Genomic DNA, 21449 nt, shown 5'->3' with positions numbered 1-21449 from the left:
TATGAAATTAGGAAGTAAAAACAATTCATATTTATCAGTTTGTTTATTTGCAATTTTTAAAATTAGAAAAATGATGGCAGTTTGATTTTTATTATTTATTTCTTTAGTTATATTTGCCACCTTAACGCTTTTTATTTTTTTTAAATCTGATAATCTTAACAGTGTTATTAGCAATTTTCAATATGGTGTTTTAATTTTTACAAATATTATTTTATTATTATTTATTTTATTAATAATAATAAAAATTTTTGGTTGTGAATTTACTGATGGTACATACTTATTGTTAATTTCGCGTCCATATTCACGATTACAAATATTTATTTTAAAATTAATAACAATTTGATTTTTAATTTTAATTTTTATTGTTATTAATCTAGGATTTACTTTAATATTAGTTCATATTATGGGCATAATTAGTAATAAAAATGATTTTGTATCAGCTTTTCAGGAATTAATATTAAAACTCTTTGTATTTTCAGTTTTTGTTTCTTATTTAGCATCCAGTGGTATTATTTTTATTTCAACATTTTTTAGTGTGCAAACGGTATTATTAATTGGTTTTATTTTTTGTAGTTTATTTTTATTAGGGGGAATGCCTTATTCTTTAATAACAACAATTGCTAATAATCTTGAAATTAAATTTAAAAATGAAACGCAAAAATATACAATTTCTCAAATTAAGGAAACCTTCTTATTTAAAGAAAAATTAGACAAAAAAGAAGTTAAATATTATAATTTAACAAAAAAAATCTATGATTTTTATAATCAAGAAAGTCTCCAAGGGTTACAAAATATTATTTTTGATCGTTATGAAGATAATGTTAAAGAAAAATGATTGAAATTTTATGAACAAGAATTAGGTTTAACCAAACCCATAGATTTTGAAATTACTGGTAATAATGTTGAACAGTGAAGAGGACAATATCAAACAAATGAAGTTAATGAATTGATTACAAAAAATAAAGAAAAAGGTCAAAATACAAAAATTTTTCTGCAATTAAAAATGCCATATTTTTTTAAAACTAGTGCAGAACTTGAAAATAGTCGGATTGAACATCAAGAATTAGCAAATATGGTAAAAGATTATCTTGATAGTGCTTCAATAAAAGATTTGATATTTTTTAATTTAAGTCGAATTTCTTCTTTAATATTATTTGATAAAGCAAATACTTATTTTAAAATTGATAATGATTCTTATATGGAAAAAACCTTTGATCCGTTTCTAATATTTAAACAATTATATGATGATAAGATGAATAGCGATATGGGATATCCTAATGCTAATAGTAATTATAAAGTTAAAGATAGTAATTTTTATGAAAGTTATGAAAAAGTTTTTAATAATCCACTGTTATATGTTTTCAAAGATTTTGAATATAATATTATTAAAAAAGTTATTGATTTTAAAATAATTACTACTAATCAAGTTGATGATAATCACTTTTTCTTTAAATTTTATTTATCAGCAAGTCAACTATATGGGATTCTTTCTAAAATTAATATTATTGAACATATAAATCAAATATGAACAAGTAGTGTGCGATATAATCTTTATTCGTTTGAAAAGTTCCAACAAGGTTTTATTGATTTTAATAATCAGAGGAATTATTTAATGAGTTATGATGATTTTCCATTAGTTAAAGATGAAAACGGTATTTTTGTTCGGCAAGAAAATTTTATTAATACTAATAATTTATTTATTTTTTATCTTACTTTAAGTTCTTGCTTTTTATTAGTAGCTTACTTAATATTAAATCGCAAGACAATTATCTAGTAAGATTTAAGGAGAAAAGTTATGAAATATAAAATTGAAGCTAAAAACTTTATTAAAAGTTTTAAAAAAAATATTGTTGGTCCTTTTAATTTGCAAGTAAACCCCGGAAAAATTCATGCAATTATTGGACTTTCTGGTAGTGGTAAAACAGTATTTATTAAATCATTAATTCGCGGAATTAATTCTTTTAAGGGCACGATATCCATTAATGGTAAAAATAACAAAAATATTAAAGTAAAACATAGTATTGGTTATGTTCCTGAGTTTATTACTTTTCCTGAGAATATAACAGCATATCAATTTTTACGATATATGGGAAAATTAAGTGGTGTTAAAGGTAAGAAATTAAAAAATCGGATTGAAGACTTAATGACTAAATTAGGAATTTGAGAACATCGTAATAAGAATGTTAATGCTTTTTCTTCGGGAATGAAAAAACGGGTAATGATTATTCAAGGGTTATTGCATGATCCAGATATTGTTATTTTAGATGAACCAGAAGCAGGATTGGATATTACCAATCGTCGGATAATTATGGAATATTTAAAATTTTTAGCATCGCAAAAGAAAACAATTTTTTTGTCTTCCCATTTATTAAATGAAGTTAAATATTATCTTGATGAGTTTACATTAGTACTTAATGGTAAACAGTTTTATTCTGGTTCAATTGCACCATTTGGTGTTGATTCTTCTTATTTTTTAATGTCAGATAATGATTGAAAAATCATTGATTTTTTTATTAAATATAATATTCCTTACTGATATGAAGAGGCTAGTCAAGAATTAAATTTTGTTTTAAATAATCCGTTATCATTTTTAGATGTTATGCAATATGCTGAACAAATGGAAGTTACAATTTATAAGATTAGTGAATCTAATTTTTCCATTGATTTTTTACTGCAAAAGTTAAATAAAACTGGTGTAATTGATTTAATGTAAATGTGTTATAATTTATTTGCTAATATTTTAAAAGCAACACATATGTGGATTCATTAGTCTAGTGCTTATTAATTAAGTGATTAATGTTAGAAGGATATGGAAGAAAAACGAAAGGAAATAAATATGGCAAGTGTTACTAAGGAACAGTTATTAGAAGCGGGGACTCATTTTGGTCATCAAGCTAAAAGATGAAATCCCAAGATGAAAAAGTATATTTTCACTGAAAAAAGTGGAGTTTATATTATTGATTTACATAAAACAATAATTATGTTGGAAGAAGCTTTAGAGTTTATTAAATCAATAACTAAAACTGGTGGAAAAATTATTTTTGTTGGTACTAAGAAACAAGCTCAAAATATTGTTAAAGAACAAGCAGTAAGAAGTAATTCTTTTTATGTTAATAAGCGATGACTTGGAGGAACTTTAACTAATTTAAGAACAATTCAAAAAAGTGTTAAAAAATTATGAAATATTGAACGACGGGAAAAAACTGGTGAATTATCTGTTTTACCAAAAAAAGAGCAAATTTTAATTCAAAAAGATAAAGAGAAATTAGATAAGTTTTTAAGTGGAATTCGCCATATGCGTTCGTTACCACAAGCAATATTTGTTATTGATACTAATGTTGAACACAATGCAATTAAAGAAGCATTGAAGTTAAATATTCCTATTATTGCTATTTGTGATACTAATAGTGATCCTGATGGTATTAGTTATCCCATTCCTGGAAATGATGATGCCGCTAAAACAATTGCTTTAATTTCAACATTAGTTGCAGATGCTATCATTGAAGCTACTGATTTAACTATTGTTAAAGAAGAAAAACTACAAACTAATGTTAGTGCTGATTCAGCGCCAGCAGTTATTTCTCCAAGTAAAAAGGAAGCAGAAATTATTGAAAAAAATGACGATGCGAAAGGAACTAAAGAATAATGCCAATAACAATGGAAATGATTAAAAATTTGCGTGACCGTACTAGTGTTGGCCTTATGGATTGCAAAAAAGCATTAGAGGCAAGTAATGGTAATATTGAAGCAGCGATTCAATGATTAAGAACCAATGGTATTGCAAAGGCACAAGCTAAACAAGCGCGGATTAATACTGAGGGATTATCAAAAGTTTTAGTTGTTGATGATATAGCAATTATTTTAGAATTAAATTGTGAAACTGATTTTGTTGCTAAAAATAAATTATTTCTTGAATTATTAGACAATATTTTAACTTTATTTTTGAAACATCAACCGCTTACTTTAGAAGCAGGATTATTGTTAAAAAATGAAGAAAATATTGTTGTTAATGATTTATTAAATGAAGCAACATATAAATTAGGTGAAAAGATTAGTATTCGTCGTTTTATGATTATTACTAAAAGTGATCAAGACACATTAGTGGGATATAATTATGGTAATTATCGTATTGCTAGTTTAGTTAAGTTGCAAGGTCAAGTTGATAGTGATATTGCTAAAAAACTTGCGATGCATGTTGTGGCTTTAAAACCTGCTTTTATTAGTCGTGAAGATATTCCTCAAGATTTTATTAATAAGGAAATGGATATTATTAATAGTCAAATGGCAACAGAAAATAAACCACCAGAAATTTTGGAAAAAATTAAGCAAGGTCGTTTAGATAAGCAGTTAGCGGAATATTCTTTATTAGATCAACCTTTTATGTTTGATGAAAAGAAAAAAGTTCAAGAAATTCTTACAATGCATAATACAAAAGTTTTAGTAATGTATCGTTATGAAGTTGGTGAAGGAATTACTAAAACTGATTAATTTTTATTAATTAGCGTTACATTAGCATTGAAATAAAGATAAAATAAAGGAGGCATAATGTAAGTGTATTTATCAGTAATAGTTTATTTCTTATTTGCATTTTATTTTGGTTTGATAGCAATAATTATTGGTAGTTTTACAATGTTTAACAAAGTTGCATCAAAAGTAGGATTTTGAAATAAGAAACAATCATTGATTTTATTAACAATTATTGTAATGAATTTACCGTTACAGTTAACAACATTAATATTAGCAATTACTAGTAAAACATATAATTTTTCCATTAGTGATACTTTATCCTCTGATGATAAATTTGCTATTAGTTTATTAACAATAAATTTTGCTTTACTTATTTTTACTGTTGTTTATTGTATTTTAGTTTCTGATTATTTAGCTGTTAAGTTTACAAAACAATTTGTTTTTCTTTTTGGACGAAAGATTCGGATTGAAAAAATTTATGAAATAAATGAAAATGAAAATGATTATTTAACAGTTCGGTTTATTGAAGGTTCTAGAGCAAAAAGAAAAATTAGTTGAAATAAAAAAAGTTTAACAACAAAATTTATTTTGGAAAATTATCAAGATTATATTCATAAGCTAATGAATTTAGAAGCAAATAATTTGACTAGCAAAAAGCCACTTAAAACGGTGCGTTCAAAAAAAGAAAAGTAGTAATATTTTAAAAGAAAAACTTTAAAATTTTAATTAAAGTTTTTCTTTTTATTTAAAAAAATCTCGTATAAAATATATATGGGAAAAAGAAGTAGGTGTGAATAATGGAATTTAAATATAAGCGATGTTTATTAAAAATTAGTGGTGAAGCTTTAGGCGGTGTTAGCATTTATGATCCACAACGAATGAAAAATATTGTTAAACAAATTATTACTTTATCGCAAGAAGGAATTGAAATTGCTGTTGTTGTTGGTGGTGGTAACATTTGAAGAGGAGTTAATGCTAAAATCGCTGGTTTGGATAAGGTTAATGCTGATTATATGGGGATGTTAGCTACGGTAATGAATGCTTTAGCTTTAGAAGCTGAATTTAAAAATCAAAACTTTGATAAAGTAATTATTCAATCATCAATTGAAATGAATAAAATTTGTGAACCTTATTTTTTTAAAAAATGTCTATCACGATTATCTAAGGGTTATGTTGTTATTTTAGCAGCTGGAACGGGATATCCTTATTTTACAACTGATACCGCAGCAGCATTACGAGCGGCGGAAATTAAAGCTGATGTCTTATTAATGGCTAAAAATGGTGTTGATGGTGTTTATAGTGCTGACCCAAAAATAGATAACACTGCTACTCATTATAAGTTTTTAACTTATGAGGATATAACGCAAAAGCAATTACGGGTAATGGATTTAACAGCAATTACAATGAGTATGGAAGCTAATTTAAAGATTATTCTGTTTGATATTAATGAACCAGATAATATTGTTAAAGCTTTACAGGAAAATACTAAAATTACAATTATTAGTAGTAGCAATAAATAGTTAAAGTTTTTAAGAAATAAGATTAAATTACAGTAATAAAAGTAAGGAGAATAATTAATGTTAATTGAGGCATTACAATTAGAAATTGAACAAATAAAAGAAGAAATGGAAAAGGTTTTAGAAAGTTTACGATATGAATTAAGTAAGATTCGTACAGGAAGAGCTAATCCTTTAATTCTTGATTCTGTTTTGGTAGATTATTATGGTAGTTTAATGCCAGTTAATCAAGTTGCTGCAATTACGGTTGTTGAAGGGCGACAACTTGTTATTAAACCTTATGATCGAAGTATTATTAAGCAAGTTATTGCTGCGATTACTAAAGCTAATTTGCAAGTTTCATTGCAAGACCAAGGTGATTATATTAGAATGAATGTCCCGCAGTTAACTGAAGAAAAACGCAAAGAATTTGTTCGGCAAGTAAAAAAGATTACTGAAGAAATGCGAGTTCGGATTCGTAATTTAAGACGAGATATTAATGAAATTATTAAAAAATCTAAATTGCCTTTAGATGATGTTAAATCTTATCAAGAAGATATTCAAAAATTAACTGATGAATATATTGCTAAGGCTGATGCTATTGCGTTAGAAAAAGAAAAAGAATTAATGACAGTTTAATGGAAATAAAACTCTCCTTTATTTAGGAGAGTTTTATTTTTTAAAGTTATTTACGAGCATATTTTTTACAGTAATATAAATTTCAATATAATGCGGGACAAAATAGGAAAATCAGAATTAGAGCGGAGACAGCAATCTCGCGATAACTGCATCACATTGTTCCACCAAAATCTTCAATTCTAATAAGCGACATTGTTGCTACTAAAGTTAAGAGAATTAAGACAAGCAATGAAATGCTAAAAAGCACAATTGCTATTTTTGCTTTTATTTGACTGAAATAAGAAAAAATTTGTAAACTGATAAAGATAATACTAAAAGTAACAAAGGTTATAAAATAATGAAATGGAAAAAAAGTAACATTATTTGGGATAAGACATTTTTCAAGAATAATTTTAATTTCATCATAGGCATTGGCACGATTACTTCCAGTTAAACTATTAGGATAAAGAAACATCATTGTTATTCAAAAAATAATGTTGAGGATTAGCCACACTGTTGTGACTGTAAAAACTATGTTGCGATTTGTCATATGTTTTTCTCAATCAGTTTTGTTCAGCGGTCTTTTCAGTGAATGGCACAATCTGGATAAGGCCCTCCTCAGCAATCTGTTCAAGTGTGGTATCTAATTCTATCAATATCACTAACATAGTGAAATTTAATTTCATCACCATTATCTAGTTTATCTTGTGAAAATAGTCCAATTCAATCATAACTAAATCGTTTTCATCAATTTAATCCGTTGTTGATAATGCATAAGGCACTAAAATATCTAGCTAGTACTTTTGTATTCATTATTTTTACCTCTTTCTTAAAAGATCTTATTTTATTTTTGCCAAATTGTAAAGTTAAGTGCAACTAAATTATTTTTCTAACCAAATATTCGATTGGCGAAAGATAATTTAGTATTTTTCTTGGTCTTTGGTTTAAAGACAATATAAATTTATGAACTGCATTTTTAGTAGTGTTTGAAAAATTAAATTTTTTAGGAAATTTTTCTCTAATTAAACCATTAGTATTTTCATTAGTACCTCTTTGTCAAGGTGAATATGCATCAGCAAAATAAATTTTCACATTTAAATTTTTTTCAAGTTGTTGTCAATTAGCAAATTCTTTACCCCTATCAAATGTTATAGTCTTAACAAGATTATTTGGAAGAATTGATAAATAATGACTAATATTTTTGTTAATAACTTTAGTAGTTCTATTTTCAACTAATATTGCTAAAGTAAATCTTGATGTTCTTTCAACTAAAGTTATTAAACATGATTTACTTTTACCTCGTGATGATACTACAGTATCACCTTCTCAATGGCCAAGAGTTATGCGATTATTAACATTTCGTTCTTTAATGGATTTACCATTAAATTTACCCCGATTTTCTTGAGATTTTCGTTTCTTACCTTTTCTTCTTAAATTTTTACTAGTAACCTTTTCAAGTAATCCAGAATAAATTCAATTGTAAATTGTTTTAAAACTAATAATTCATTCTTGATGAAAATTTTTAATTCTGCCATAAATTTGTTCAGGCGATCAACCTAATAATAATTTTTGTTGTACATATTTTACTAATTCTCTATTTTTAAATTTATGAAAATAAACATGTAATTGTTTTCTATTTTCTGCTTTATTTTGTGCAATTAATGAAAAATAATGATTATTATCTTTATTTCTATTAACTTCTCGATTAATAGTACTAATACTTCGATTAAGATTTTTAGCTATTTCACTAATTTTTACTTTAAATTTCAATTGATTCTCAATATAAATTCTTTTATCTATGCCAAGATGTTTGTATCCCATATAAAAACTCCTTAAATTTACTTTTTCTAAAATAAACTTAGCATCATGAAATTTTTATATGAAATCTTTTGCAATTTTATTTACTTGCACTTACAAGTATAATTCAGCTTTTTAAAAAGCAAAAATATTTTTTAATTTGGTCAAAACCCCTCCTTATTAAATTTTATTATAGCATTGATTGTCTGAATATATTTTCACAATTAGATGCGATTTTATTCTTTCAATTTAATTATCAGTTATAATTAGTTAATATTGATAGAAGGAGTGCTTAAATGAAAAAGCGAATTATTACTAGTATCTTTTTAATTTCTTTTGCAATTTTATATTTATTTGTTGGGGCGATATATCAAGAGTGAAAAGGTTTTAATGTTTGATATATGCCATATGCATTTTTAACAGTTAATAGTATTTTATTAGGGATTACAATTTTTGAGGTGATGAATTTAAGTAAAGGAGAAAGTTTTAATTGAATTATTAAAGCTATTATTTTTGTTTTTGCAATTATATTATTATGGTTTCCCATAGCAGAGAATATTAAGTATGAACCGTATTGAAATAAGTACGATGGTCCAAGTCGTATTGAATGATGACAATCATGAATGGTATTGTTAATTTATATGATATTTTTATTAGTTATTTTACTAATGGTGAAAGTTTTTAAGAAATTTAGTGCTAATGATGCGCTATTTATATTTTGTATGACACTTTATTTAGTATTTGCTTTTAAAGCAATGAATTATATTATGCTCCAACCAGGGTTTGGTTGACCAGCAGTTAGTGTAGTTTTATTAATTACTATTAGTAATGATACATTTGCTTATATTGGCGGAACATTAGTTGGCAAAAATGCTCTTGCTCCAAAAATTAGTCCTAGTAAAACATGAGAAGGGGCGATTATTGGTATTTCAGTAACCTTGGTGCTTATTTTAGGATATATTGTGTTATTAACGGAATTTACGAAGTATCAGCCATTTGTTAACTTTTTTACAACGAAAACAGATGATTATAAATATGTAATTTATTTCTTGTTAATTTTATTTTTATCATTAATAAGTCATATTGGTGATTTACTTTTTTCATTTATTAAACGGAATCATAATGTAAAAGATTTTTCTAAGGTTTTACCAGGTCATGGCGGATTTTTGGATCGGATTGATAGTTTGTCGTTAGTATTAATATTTACTGGATTTTTTATGTTAATCCAGAGTTTTTCAACAATTTAAGTCAGGGGTGAAAGTATGGAAAAGAATTTACAGCAATTGTGAAAAATAATGAAGTTTTCTTTAAAAAATGACATTTTACAACAAGCAAAATTATTGAAAATAGAATTTAAGAAAAAGAATGATACGCTGTATTTTACATTGCAAATTAACAAAATTTTACCAATTGAAATTATTAGAGAACTTGAACAATGTTTATTGAAACTTGATTTTCGTAGTAAAATAACTTTTTTATGTGTTGATGCTAATTATGTAATAGAACAAATTGTTGATTATTGAGAATATATTAAGCAAACTAAGACAAAACAAAAAGAGTACATTAATAGTAATATTTCTTGTGATAATTTAGTGTTGGAAAATAATGATTTGCTTATTAAAGTTCATAATGAATCACAAGGGGCATTGACTAATCGGCATTTAAAATATTATCAGGAGCGAATGCGTCGGTATGGTTTTCAAAACTTGTCTTTAAAAATAAAAATTGAACAATATGATGTTTCTGTTGATCCAGCAATGATACAAATTGAAGATGAAGAACGAATGAAAGTCCAACAAAGAGAACAACAACAAGTAAAGGCTTTGCCTGCAAAAAAACGGGCGTTTAAAGGCAATTTGTCTAGTAGTGACAATTTATTGTCGCAAGTATCGTGTAAAATTTCAGAATTGGAAGAAGATGTGCGGGCGGTTTCTATTCAAGGACAAATTTTTCGTAAAGATTGTAAATTAACAAAAACTAAACGATGAATTTATTCAATATTAATTAGTGATTTTAGTGATGCGATTGCTTTACGATATTTTACAAGTGATGATATGAAAGACAAGCTTTTGGAAGAACTACAAGAAAAGGATTGAGTTGTTGTTAAAGGTGATGTGCGGTTTGATAATTTTTCTCGTGAACAAGTTTTGTGAGTAAATAAAATTCAAAAGATTGCTGATCCGCATTTACGAACTGATGATATGGTAGAAAAGCGGATTGAATTTCATTTACATACAAAAATGAGTGCGATGGATGGGGTTACAAGTATTGGTGAATATATTAAACAAGCAAGTCTTTGAAAACATTCAGCAATTGCGATTACTGATCATTTAAATGTTCAATCATTTCCTGATGCGCAAATCGCCCAAAAGAAATATCCTACTGTTAAGGTTATTTATGGTGTGGAAATGCAAATGATTGATAGTAGTGTTAAAGCAATTACTAATGCTACTAGTGATGCGATTAATGCTTGTAAGTTTGTTATTTTTGATATTGAAACAACAGGATTATCTAGTCGTTATGATGAAATTATTGAATTTGGAGCGGTAGTTATTGAGGGTCGAGGATTAAGCAATAAAAAATATGATTTTTTAATTAAACCCAAAAGTAATGTTAGTGCTTTTAGTGAATCATTAACTGGGATTAGTAACGAAATGTTACAAGATAAGCCCCCAATTGAAATTGTGGCTGCTGAGATTAAAGAAGTTTTACAAGATGCTGTCCTTGTGGCTCATAATGCATCGTTTGATGTTGGTTTTATTCAAGAACTGTGAAATCAAATGGGTTATGGAAAACTTACTAATCCGATTATTGATACCTTGCAATTATCACGGTTATTACAGCAACAGTTACGCTATCATCGTTTAGGAACGGTTGCTAGAAAATATAATATTAAGTATAATGAAGAAATTGCTCATCGTGCTGATTATGATGCTGAAATATTAGCTGATGTGTTTGCTGTGATGTTAACGGATTTAGAAGATAATTATCAAGTAAAAACATTATTAGATATTGAAAAAATTAATTATGAACCAATTTTTGCCAAGTTATTTGGTAATCATACGACAGTAATTGCTAAAAATGAGCAAGGATTGAAAGATTTATTTTCGTTAGTTTCGTTATCCCATACTAAGTACTTTTATAGTAGTCCTAAAATTACGATTGCGGCATTGCAAGAAATGCGTGCTAATGTTTTTATTGGTTCTGGTTGTGTTAATGGTCAGGTTTTTGAGTTTGCTCGTAATCGGAGTCAACAAGAATTGGAAGCAATAATGCAATTTTATGATTATATTGAAGTACAACCGCTAAGTGTTTACAATCATTTAGTTGAAAGTGGTGAGATGACAGTTGAACATTTAATGCGGATTGTAAAAAATATTGTTCATACTGCAAAGAAACTTAATAAAGTGGTTATTGCTTCTTCTGATGTTCATTATTTAAATCCGCAAGATAAGATTTTTCGTGATGTATATATTAATACTAAGGGTTTAGGAGGAAGAATGCATCCTTTATTTGACCGTAAAGGTCGTGTTAAAAATAATCCTGAGCAACATTTAAGAACGACTGCTGAGATGTTAAATGAGTTTAGTTTTTTAGAAGATGAAGTTTTAATTAAAGAGTTGGTTGTTATTAGTCCTAATTATTTAAATGAGCAAATTTCGTGGTTGCGACCGATTAAAGATGATTTGTATACCCCAGTAATTGATAATGGTGATGTTGATAGCAATTTGAAAAGATTATGTTATGATAACGCGAAAAAAATTTATGGTGCAGTATTGCCAATAATGGTAGAAGAAAGGTTAACGCGGGAGTTAGACGCGATTTTAAAGCATGGTTTTGGGGTTGTTTATTGAATTGCTCATTTGTTAGTTACAAGGTCATTAAATGATGGTTATTTGGTTGGTTCTCGTGGTTCTGTAGGGTCATCATTAGTTGCGACAATGGCGAAGATTACCGAAGTAAATCCATTAGTGCCACATTATGTGTGTTCGCAATGTCAATATAGTGAATTTGTTAGTGATGAAAATATTCGTAGTGGTTATGATCTACCACCAAAAAATTGTCCGCAATGTCGGCATCTTTTAACTGGCGATGGTCATGATATTCCGTTTGAAACCTTTTTAGGTTTTGATGGTGATAAAGTACCAGATATTGATTTGAATTTTTCTGGTGAGTATCAAATGATTGCTCATAATTTTACTAAAGAGATGTTTGGTGCGGATAATGTGTTTCGGGCGGGAACAATTTCTACCGTGGCACAGAAAACAGCATTTGGTTATGCTCGTGGTTATTTGGAAGATGTGAAAGGTAATCATTTTGTTAAAAAGACGTATTTGGAATGATTAGCACAAGGTTGTGAGGGTGTTAAACGAACAACCGGACAACATCCGGGGGGAATTATTGTTGTTCCTAAGAACTATGATGTTAATGATTTTACGCCAGTAAATTTCCCAGCTGATGATATTACTTCGCAGTGAAAAACAACGCATTTTGATTTTCATGCTATTCATGATAACTTGTTAAAGTTAGATATTTTGGGACATGTTGATCCCACAGCTTTAAAAATGTTACACGACCTTACTGGATATGATCCGCAAAATATTTTGTGTAATGATGCCGAAGTGCTTTCATTATTTAGTTCCCCAGAAATTATGAAGATTACTAGTAGTGATATTAATAATGAAAAAACTGGAGCGGTGGGCTTACCTGAGTTTGGCACTCAATTTGTTCGTAAAATGTTAGAAGAAACAAATCCGACGAGTTTTGCTGATTTAGTGCAAATTTCTGGATTATCGCATGGTACTGATGTGTGAGTAAATAATGCCCAAACATTAATTACCCATCAAGATTTAAAATTAAAAGATGTTATTGGTTGTCGTGATGATATTATGACTTATTTAATTCATCGTGAAATTCCGTCAGATATTGCTTTTAACATTATGGAAACCGTTCGTAAAGGAAAAGGTGTCACTGATGAGCAACAAAAAATTATGATTAGTCATAATGTTCCCCAATGATATATTGCATCGTGTCAAAAAATTAAGTATATGTTCCCTAAGGCACACGCGACAGCTTATGTTCTAATGGCTTTGCGAATTGCTTGATATAAAATTAATTATCCGCACGAATATTATGCGACTTATTTTTCAACACGATGTGATGTTTTTGATATTAAAACGATTGTTAAGGGAAGGAACGCTGTTTTAACAAAATTAACCGATATCTTATCACGAATGGATAATGGTTATAATGCTGTTAATAAGTTAACTCAAAAGGAGAAGGATTTAGTACCAGTGTTGGAAGTAGCATTAGAAATGTATGCTCGTAAAATTGAATTTATTGGTATTAATTTAGAATATTCTTTAGCAACAAATTTTGTTGTTCAAGAGTTTGCTGGTTTTAAAAAGATTGTTCCGCCATTATCAGCATTAGATGGTTTGGGTAGTACTGTTGCTAATTCAATTGTTGAAGCTAGAACTGAAAGAGCGATTGCTTCTTTGGAAGATTTGCAAAAAAGAACTAGTATTACTAAAACTCATTTAAAGGAATTTGAGGAGATGGGTATTTTATCAGGTTTAGATAAATTTGATCAAATATCTTTGAACTTTTTTGAATAGTTAAAAGTGAAAAAATGCATTAGTTAAGAGTTAAATAAAACCTATTAAGGTTTTACTTTTTCTGTAAGATGCTAAACAAAAATTTTTGTTGTTGCTTTTCTTTTATTAAAATGATACCTAAAATATGTAGTTTAGTTTTTTAAAAATATTTAATTTATATCGTTAAATAGTTAAAATTTGTGGTAATATATATTTATGGTTTTGAAATACTCCGAGGATATATATTGAATTTAATTGATTAAATATTGGTTTAAAAGATAATTAGAATTATTTTAAAAAAAGTTTAAATTTATGTTGACATTTATTTCCAAATTCAGTATTATCTTAAATGTACTAGTAATTAAGTCGTTAAACTTCTTACTATTACAAAATGATCTTTGAAAACTAAACAGAACAATCTGTCAATCTGATGAGTTATGAAACAAACAATAAAAATTGAAAACATTACTATAAAATGTTTTTTTATTTTCACTTTTTAATGAGAGTTTGATCCTGGCTCAGGATTAACGCTGGCGGCATGCCTAATACATGCAAGTCGAACGAGAGTGCTTGCACTCTAGTGGCGAACGGGTGAGTAACACGTATCTAATTTGCCTTTTTGAGGGGAATAACCGTTGGAAACGACGGCTAATACCGCATAGGTTATCGTTAGGCATCTAATGATAATTAAAGGTGCATTTGCACTACAAAAAGATAAGGATGCGTTGCATTAGTTAGTTGGTAAGGTAATGGCTTACCAAGACGATGATGCATAGCCGACCTGAGAGGGTGAACGGCCACACTGGGACTGAGACACGGCCCAGACTCCTACGGGAGGCAGCAGTAGGGAATTTTTCACAATGGGCGAAAGCCTGATGGAGCAATGCCGCGTGACTGATGAAGGCCTTCGGGTTGTAAAGGTCTGTTGTAAGGAAAGAATAGTAAGAATAGGAAATGATTCTTATTTGACGGTACCTTACCAGAAAGCCACGGCAAACTATGTGCCAGCAGCCGCGGTAATACATAGGTGGCAAGCGTTATCCGGATTTATTGGGCGTAAAGGGTGCGTAGGCGGTAATATAAGTCTAAGGTTAAAGATCGAAGCTCAACTTCGATTCGCCTTGGAAACTGTATAACTAGAGTACAGGAGAGGTTAGTGGAATTCCATGTGTAGCGGTGAAATGCGTAGATATATGGAGGAACACCAGTGGCGAAGGCGACTAACTGGCCTGTAACTGACGCTGAGGCACGAAAGCAGGAGTATCAAATAGGATTAGATACCCTAGTAGTTCCTGCCGTAAACGATGAGTACTAAGTGTCGGCTTTAATGTCGGTGCTGCAGCTAACGCATTAAGTACTCCGCCTGAGTAGTATGCTCGCAAGAGTGAAACTCAAAGGAATTGACGGGGACCCGCACAAGCGGTGGATCATGTGGTTTAATTCGAAGCAACGCGAAGAACCTTACCCAGACTTGACATCCAGTGCAATGCTATAGAAATATAGTGGAGGTTAACACTGAGACAGGTGGTGCATGGTTGTCGTCAGCTCGTGTCGTGAGATGTTGGGTTAAGTCCCGCAACGAGCGCAACCCTTATCATTAGTTGCTAACATTTTAGTTGAGGACTCTAATGAGACTGCTAGTGCAAGCTAGAGGAAGGTGGGGATGACGTCAAATCATCATGCCCCTTATGTCTGGGGCTACACACGTGATACAATGGTCGGTACAAAGAGTCGCAAACTCGCAAGGGCAAGCTAATCTCAAAAAGCCGATCTCAGTTCGGATTGAAGTCTGCAACTCGACTCCATGAAGTTGAAATCGCTAGTAATCGCGGATCAGCAATGCCGCGGTGAATACGTTCTCGGGTCTTGTACACACCGCCCGTCACACCACGAGAGTTGGTAATGCCAGAAGTTCGTATCTTAACAGTTTACTGAGAGAGCGACCCAAGGTAGGATTGACGATTGGGGTGAAGTCGTAACAAGGTATCCGTACCGGAAGGTGCGGATGGATCACCTCCTTTCTATGGAGTTTATATTTATAAACTAATTACATTAGATTTTAACAAATAACTTTGGTTGAGGATGTTCTGTTTAGTTTTGAGAGATTATTTATCTCTCAAACGCAATATGAGAAATTACAGTGTAATTTCTATGAGCATTGTTCTTTGAAAACTGGATATAAACATTTATTTTTATAATTGCAATAGGTTTTTCTTTTGACAAAGAAAAATTAGTAAGTTAATAAGAGCATATAGTGGATGCCTTGGGATTAGGAGCCGATGAAAGACGTGACTACCTGCGATAAGCCTTGGGGAGCTGGAAGTAAGCTTTGAGCCAGGGATTTCTGAATGGGGCAACCTACTATTCTTAATCGAATAGTGTCATATGATGAATACATAGTCATATTGATGGGATACCTAGGGAAATGAAACATCTTAGTACCTAGAGGAAAAGAAAGCGAATGCGATTCCCTTAGTAGCGGCGAGCGGACAGGGAACAGGACAAACCACTCTTCGGAGTGGGGTTTGGACCATCTATATAGAGTTTTAGAAAATTTTTTGATAGTAGAAATCGCTGGGATGCGATGCCATAGAGAGTGAAAGCCTCGTATACGAAATTGAAAAGTCTCTTGATGGGATCCAGAGTACGGCGAGACACGAGAAATCTTGTCGGAAGACGCGCAGACCACTGCGTAATCCTAAATACTACCTAATCACCGATAGTGAACCAGTACCGTGAGGGAAAGGTGAAAAGTACCCCGAGAGGGGAGTGAAATAGTATCTGAAACTATATGCTTACAAGAAGTCGGAGCTCGTTAATGAGTGACGGCGTGCCTTTTGTAGAATGAGCCGGCGAGTTACGATTATATGCAAGGTTAAGTGGAAAACATGGAGCCGTAGTGAAAGCGAGCCTTAATAGGGCGTTTAGTATGTAGTCGTAGACCCGAAACCAGGCGATCTAGCCATGAGCAGGTTGAAGTTAAGGTAATACTTAATGGAGGACCGAACCAACGTTCGTGAAAAGACCGTGGATGACTTGTGGCTAGTGGTGAAATTCCAATCGAGCCTGGAGATAGCTGGTTCTCCCCGAAATAGTTTTAGGACTAGCGTCAAAATTAGCGCAACGGAGGTAAAGCACTGAATGTATGATGGCCCCACCTCGGGGTACTGAATGCAATCAAACTCTGAATGCCGTTGTTGTATGTTTGGCAGTCAGTCTGTGGGTGATAAGGTCCATGGACGAGAGGGAAACAGCCCAGATCATCAGTTAAGGTCCCAAAATCAATGCTAAGTGTAAAAAGGATGTGGAATGACTTAAACAGCTTGTAGGTTGGCTTAGAAGCAGCCATCCTTTAAAGAGTGCGTAACAGCTCACAAGTCGAGTTATTTTGCGCCGAAGATGTACCGGGGCTAAGCATTGTACCGAAACTATGGATTTTAAATTATTTTAAAGTGGTAGGGGAGCGTTCTAAACGGGACGAAGGTAGATCGTAAGGACTACTGGACTGTTTAGAAGTGAGAATGCCGGCATGAGTAACGATTGAAAGTGAGAATCTTTCATGCCGTTTGACTAAGGTTTCCTGGGCAAGGTTCGTCCACCCAGGGTTAGTCGGGACCTAAGGCGAGGCCGAAAGGCGTAGTCGATGGACAACAGGTTGATATTCCTGTACCACCATGGTATGGAATGGAGTGACGGAGAAGGCTAGGATATCCCGGTTAATGGATTCCGGGCTAAGCGCAAAGAGGGTCATTTAGTAAATTTTATGGCATAACCTTGAAGCGTTATGGGGAGTGAAAGCTTCGGCAAGTAGCGAAGAGTCTGACGCCACGCTTCCAAGAAAAACTTCTACTATTAACTATCATGGTGCTCGTACCGAGAACGAACACACGTGGTCAAGGAGAAAATCCTAAGGCAAGCGAGATAACTATAGCTAAGGAACTCTGCAAAATCATCCCGTAAGTTAGCAAGAAGGGATGCTCATATAAGTAATTATGTGAGCCGCAGTGAAGAGGCCGGGGCGACTGTTTAGCAAAAACACAGCTCTCTGCTAAGTCGTAAGACGATGTATAGGGGGTGACGCCTGCCCAGTGCTGGAAGGTTAAGAGGATGGGTTAATAATTTATTATGAAGCTCAGAATTGAAGCCCCAGTGAACGGCGGCCGTAACTATAACGGTCCTAAGGTAGCGAAATTCCTTGTCAGGTAAGTTCTGACCCGCACGAAAGGCGTAACGATCCCGGCGCTGTCTCGGCTATAGACTCGGTGAAATTTTAGTACCTGTGAAGATGCAGGTTACCCGCAACTAGACGGAAAGACCCCGTAGAGCTTTACTATAACTTGATATTGATTTTTGATCTAATATGTACAGGATAGGTGGGAGACTTTGAAGTAGATACGCTAGTATCTATGGAGTTAACCTTGGGATACCACCCTTATTATTTTGAAAATCTAACCTTATTCAGTTATCCTGAATAGGAACAGTGTCAGGTGGGTAGTTTGACTGGGGCGGTCGCCTCCTAAAGAGTAACGGAGGCGCCCAAAGGTACCCTCAGTATGTATGGAAATCATACGCAGAGCGCAAAAGTAGAAGGGTGCTTGACTGTGAGACTTACAAGTCGAACAGGAACGAAAGTTGGGTTTAGTGATCCGGCGGTCCTGAGTGGAAAGGCCGTCGCTCAACGGATAAAAGTTACCTCGGGGATAACAGGCTTATCTCCCCCAAGAGTTCACATCGACGGGGAGGTTTGGCACCTCGATGTCGGCTCATCACATCCTGGAGCTGAAGTTGGTTCCAAGGGTCGGGCTGTTCGCCCAATAAAGTGGTACGTGAGCTGGGTTTAGAACGTCGTGAGACAGTTTGGTCCCTATCTGTTGTGGGCGTAGGAAGTTTGAGGAGATCTGTTCTTAGTACGAGAGGACCGGAATGGACCTACCTCTGGTGCTCCAGTTGTCATGCCAATGGCACAGCTGGGTAGCTATGTAGGGAATTGATAAGTGCTGAAAGCATCTAAGCACGAAGCAAACTTCAAGATGAGACTTCCCATCCAGAAATGGAATAAGACCCCTTAAAGATTATGAGGTTGATAGGTTGGGTGTGTAAGTATGGTGACATATTTAGCTGACCAATACTAATAGGTCGAGGACTTACTTTATTTTAAAAGTAATTCCTATTGTTGAAAGTCTAAAATAATGTTTATGTCTAGTTTTGAGAGAGCAATCTCTCTATCTGGTGCCTATAGCGGCGTGGCCACACCTGTTCCCATTTCGAACACAGAAGTTAAGCATGCCAGCGCTGACGATACCTTCATGGGGAAAATAAGACGGTGCCAGATTTTTTAATTTATTAATTCACTTTTTTTATTAAAAATATTATTCAATAGTTAATAATAATTGTATTATATTTTTCCTGAATTGTAAATATAAATGGGACAGTTTTTTAAAATAATTGTATTAAATCTATTGGTCTTTTATAAGATAATGATTTTCTGGGTGTAGAATTAATTTGAAATGCTATAGAATTTAAGTCTTTTTGTTTATATGAAGATAAATCAGTAGATTTTGGTAAATATCTTCTTAAAATACCATTATTGTTCTCATTTAAACCTCTTTGACAAGGTTTTCCGGCATCTGCAAAATAAATTTTAACATTACAATTTTTTTCAATTAATTTTCATTTACTAAATTCTTTACCACGATCAAAAGTAATAGTTTTAATTGTTCCTGGTATTAATTTTGAAATAAATTTTATTATACTTTGTGTAATACTTTCTGCTTTATGATTTTTAGTTTTCAAAGGAATTGTGGTTTTTGATCATATATCAGCTAAAGTAATAATAGAACTTTTATGATCTTTACCAACGATAGTATCTCCCTCTAAAATGGCCAAATTCTTGTATATTTTTAATATTTGGAATGATTAAATTTCTTTCATGAATAGATTTACAATTATTAATTCTGCCCCTAGTTTCTTTTTGTTTATGAGGTTTATTTTTGCCTTTTCTCAATAAATTTTTTTCACCAAAACCCGTTCGATTTATTTTAAACATGTTATATAAAGTTTTTGTTGAAATATTTTTTATTTTATTTTTCTTTAAAAAATCAGCAATTATATCAAGAGCATAATTTTTAGTAATTAACAAATGATTGATAGTATTAATTTCTGTTAAAGTTAAAATTATTAATTTTCTACCTGCATTTTGTTTATTTTTTTGAACTTGATTCAATATTTCTAATGGTAATAAGTTTTGATTTAATAATTTACAAACTCTGTGTACAGTTGATTTACTATAATCAATTGCTTTTGCTATTTTACGAATAGAAAATCCATAACTTTTATATTCTTTTATTGCTATTATTGATTCAATAGTCAGATACTTATACATTGTGCTAATTCCTTTCTTTTCTTAATTATAGAATTAACACAATTTGTTTTTTATATAAGTGTCCTTTTTAATTTTACATTTCAGGAAACTAATAAATGCACCAAGTTTGATGTTAATAATTATGAACAAGAAGTTATCAGTGCATTTAATAAAAGTCGCAAGATTTATGGTGCTCGTAAAATTAAAGCTGTTTTAATAAGAAAAAATATCATTTTATCACGACGAAAAATCCGATTCATTATGATCAAAAATAATTTGGTTTCTAAATACACCAAGTTAAAATATTGTAATCATAAAAAAACAGTTAATAATGACGAAATTAATAATGTTTTAAATCGTCAATTTAATGACAAAAAACCAAATGAAGTTGTTGTTAGTGATTTAACATATGTTCAAGTTGGCACTAAATGACATTATATTTGTTTATTAATTGACTTGTTTAATCGCGAAGTAATTGGCTATAGTGCTGGATCAAATAAAACTGCTGAATTAGTTCAACAAGCTTTTCACAAGATAACACGACCATTAAATAAAATAACTTTATTTCATACTGATCGTGGTAATGAGTTTAAAAATAAAATTATTGATGAAATTTTAATAACCTTTAAAATTAAAAGATCATTAAGCTCCAAAGGATGCCCATATGATAATGCTGTTGCTGAAGCAACTTACAAAACCTTTAAAACCGAATTTATTAACGGTAAAAAATTTGCAAACTTAACACAACTAAAATGCGAACTATTTGATTTTGTTAATTGATATAACAATATTCGAATTCATGGCAGTTTAAATTATTTAACTCCCGTTGAATTTAGAAAATACCAGTCTACATAAAAAGTGTCCTAAAAAAAGGGTTGCCAATCCAATATAAAAATTCATTATGAAATAAATATAATAATATAAAAATGATGATATTTGAATTAATTATAATAAAGGTAATGCTGTAACAAATAAATATAATAGATTTAAGTAAGTAAAAATATTAGTTAAAATTTAATAAAATTAATAATTTTTCATTGTGTAAAAATTCAATAATATGATAAAATGGTAATGAATAAAAATGACAATAACAAGAAAGGCAGGGTTAGTTTA

The 21449-nt window shown here is 30.9% G+C and carries 11 protein-coding genes, 3 rRNA genes and 2 pseudogenes; 13 read left to right on the top strand and 3 right to left on the bottom strand.

The annotated features are described in order from the left end of the window. The first annotated feature begins 1 nt into the window (after position 1). The 7 genes from AACK97_RS05640 to frr all read left to right on the top strand — a co-directional run bounded on the left by AACK97_RS05640 (position 2) and on the right by frr (position 6602). Entirely contained in the window at positions 2–1774 is a 1773-nt protein-coding gene (locus tag AACK97_RS05640; RefSeq protein ID WP_338967237.1) for an ABC transporter permease, read from the top strand. Between the two features lie 21 nt (positions 1775–1795). Beyond that, a complete protein-coding gene (locus AACK97_RS05635; RefSeq protein WP_338967235.1) occupies positions 1796–2713 on the top strand; it encodes an ABC transporter ATP-binding protein in 918 nt (305 codons plus the stop codon). A gap of 123 nt (positions 2714–2836) precedes the next feature. Further along, positions 2837–3646: a 30S ribosomal protein S2 gene (gene rpsB, locus AACK97_RS05630; protein ID WP_375315752.1), complete on the top strand. Its 810-nt coding sequence runs from the start codon at positions 2837–2839 to the stop codon at positions 3644–3646. Further along, positions 3646–4488, top strand: a complete 843-nt coding sequence (gene tsf, locus AACK97_RS05625) for a translation elongation factor Ts (protein WP_338967230.1) — start codon at positions 3646–3648, stop codon at positions 4486–4488. The genes rpsB and tsf overlap by 1 nt, the downstream gene beginning before the upstream one ends. Positions 4489–4629: 141 nt before the next feature. Beyond that, positions 4630–5160: a hypothetical protein gene (locus tag AACK97_RS05620; RefSeq protein WP_338967228.1), complete on the top strand. Its 531-nt coding sequence runs from the start codon at positions 4630–4632 to the stop codon at positions 5158–5160. A gap of 104 nt (positions 5161–5264) precedes the next feature. After that, positions 5265–5987 carry a UMP kinase gene (gene pyrH, locus AACK97_RS05615; protein WP_338967226.1) on the top strand — a complete coding sequence of 241 codons (723 nt, stop codon included), beginning with the start codon at positions 5265–5267 and terminating at the stop codon, positions 5985–5987. A 57-nt stretch (positions 5988–6044) separates the two neighbouring features. Continuing rightward, complete coding sequence (frr, locus tag AACK97_RS05610) at positions 6045–6602, top strand: ribosome recycling factor (RefSeq protein ID WP_338967223.1); 558 nt, start codon at positions 6045–6047, stop codon at positions 6600–6602. Between the two features lie 46 nt (positions 6603–6648). Here frr and AACK97_RS05605 read toward each other — a convergent pair whose 3' ends face one another. Next, positions 6649–7059: a hypothetical protein gene (locus AACK97_RS05605; protein WP_338967221.1), complete on the bottom strand. Its 411-nt coding sequence runs from the start codon at positions 7057–7059 to the stop codon at positions 6649–6651. Positions 7060–7457: 398 nt separating this feature from the next. Continuing rightward, positions 7458–8402 carry an IS30 family transposase gene (locus AACK97_RS05600; protein WP_338967219.1) on the bottom strand — a complete coding sequence of 315 codons (945 nt, stop codon included), beginning with the start codon at positions 8400–8402 and terminating at the stop codon, positions 7458–7460. 272 nt (positions 8403–8674) lie between these two features. Between AACK97_RS05600 and AACK97_RS05595 the strand changes: the two genes are divergently transcribed. From AACK97_RS05595 to rrf, 5 genes are all read left to right on the top strand, one after another. Further along, positions 8675–9625 carry a phosphatidate cytidylyltransferase gene (locus AACK97_RS05595; RefSeq protein ID WP_338967217.1) on the top strand — a complete coding sequence of 317 codons (951 nt, stop codon included), beginning with the start codon at positions 8675–8677 and terminating at the stop codon, positions 9623–9625. A 15-nt stretch (positions 9626–9640) separates the two neighbouring features. Beyond that, positions 9641–13996, top strand: coding sequence for a PolC-type DNA polymerase III (locus AACK97_RS05590; RefSeq protein ID WP_338967215.1), 4356 nt, complete (start codon positions 9641–9643; stop codon positions 13994–13996). Between the two features lie 474 nt (positions 13997–14470). Continuing rightward, positions 14471–15996, top strand: a 16S ribosomal RNA gene (locus tag AACK97_RS05585). A gap of 210 nt (positions 15997–16206) precedes the next feature. Continuing rightward, positions 16207–19127 (top strand): 23S ribosomal RNA (locus tag AACK97_RS05580). Positions 19128–19200: 73 nt separating this feature from the next. Next, positions 19201–19307, top strand: a 5S ribosomal RNA gene (gene rrf, locus AACK97_RS05575). The 16S, 23S and 5S rRNA genes sit together here, the layout of an rRNA operon. Before the next feature lie 104 nt (positions 19308–19411). Here the strand turns inward: rrf and AACK97_RS07690 are convergent. Beyond that, positions 19412–20357, bottom strand: a pseudogene (locus tag AACK97_RS07690) (IS30 family transposase). 123 nt (positions 20358–20480) lie between these two features. On the opposite strand from AACK97_RS07690, the pseudogene AACK97_RS05560 reads away from it, so the two are divergent. Further along, a pseudogene (locus AACK97_RS05560) lies at positions 20481–21191 on the top strand (IS3 family transposase); the annotation flags it as partial. Between the last annotated feature and the right edge of the window lie 258 nt (positions 21192–21449).

Source organism: Spiroplasma endosymbiont of Lonchoptera lutea, from assembly GCF_964019715.1.
In the GTDB taxonomy this organism is placed as follows: Bacteria; Bacillota_I; Bacilli_A; order Mycoplasmatales; family Nriv7; genus Nriv7.
The sequence above is the reverse complement of the archived record's forward strand: the minus strand, read 5'-3'. Positions and strand labels throughout refer to the sequence as shown.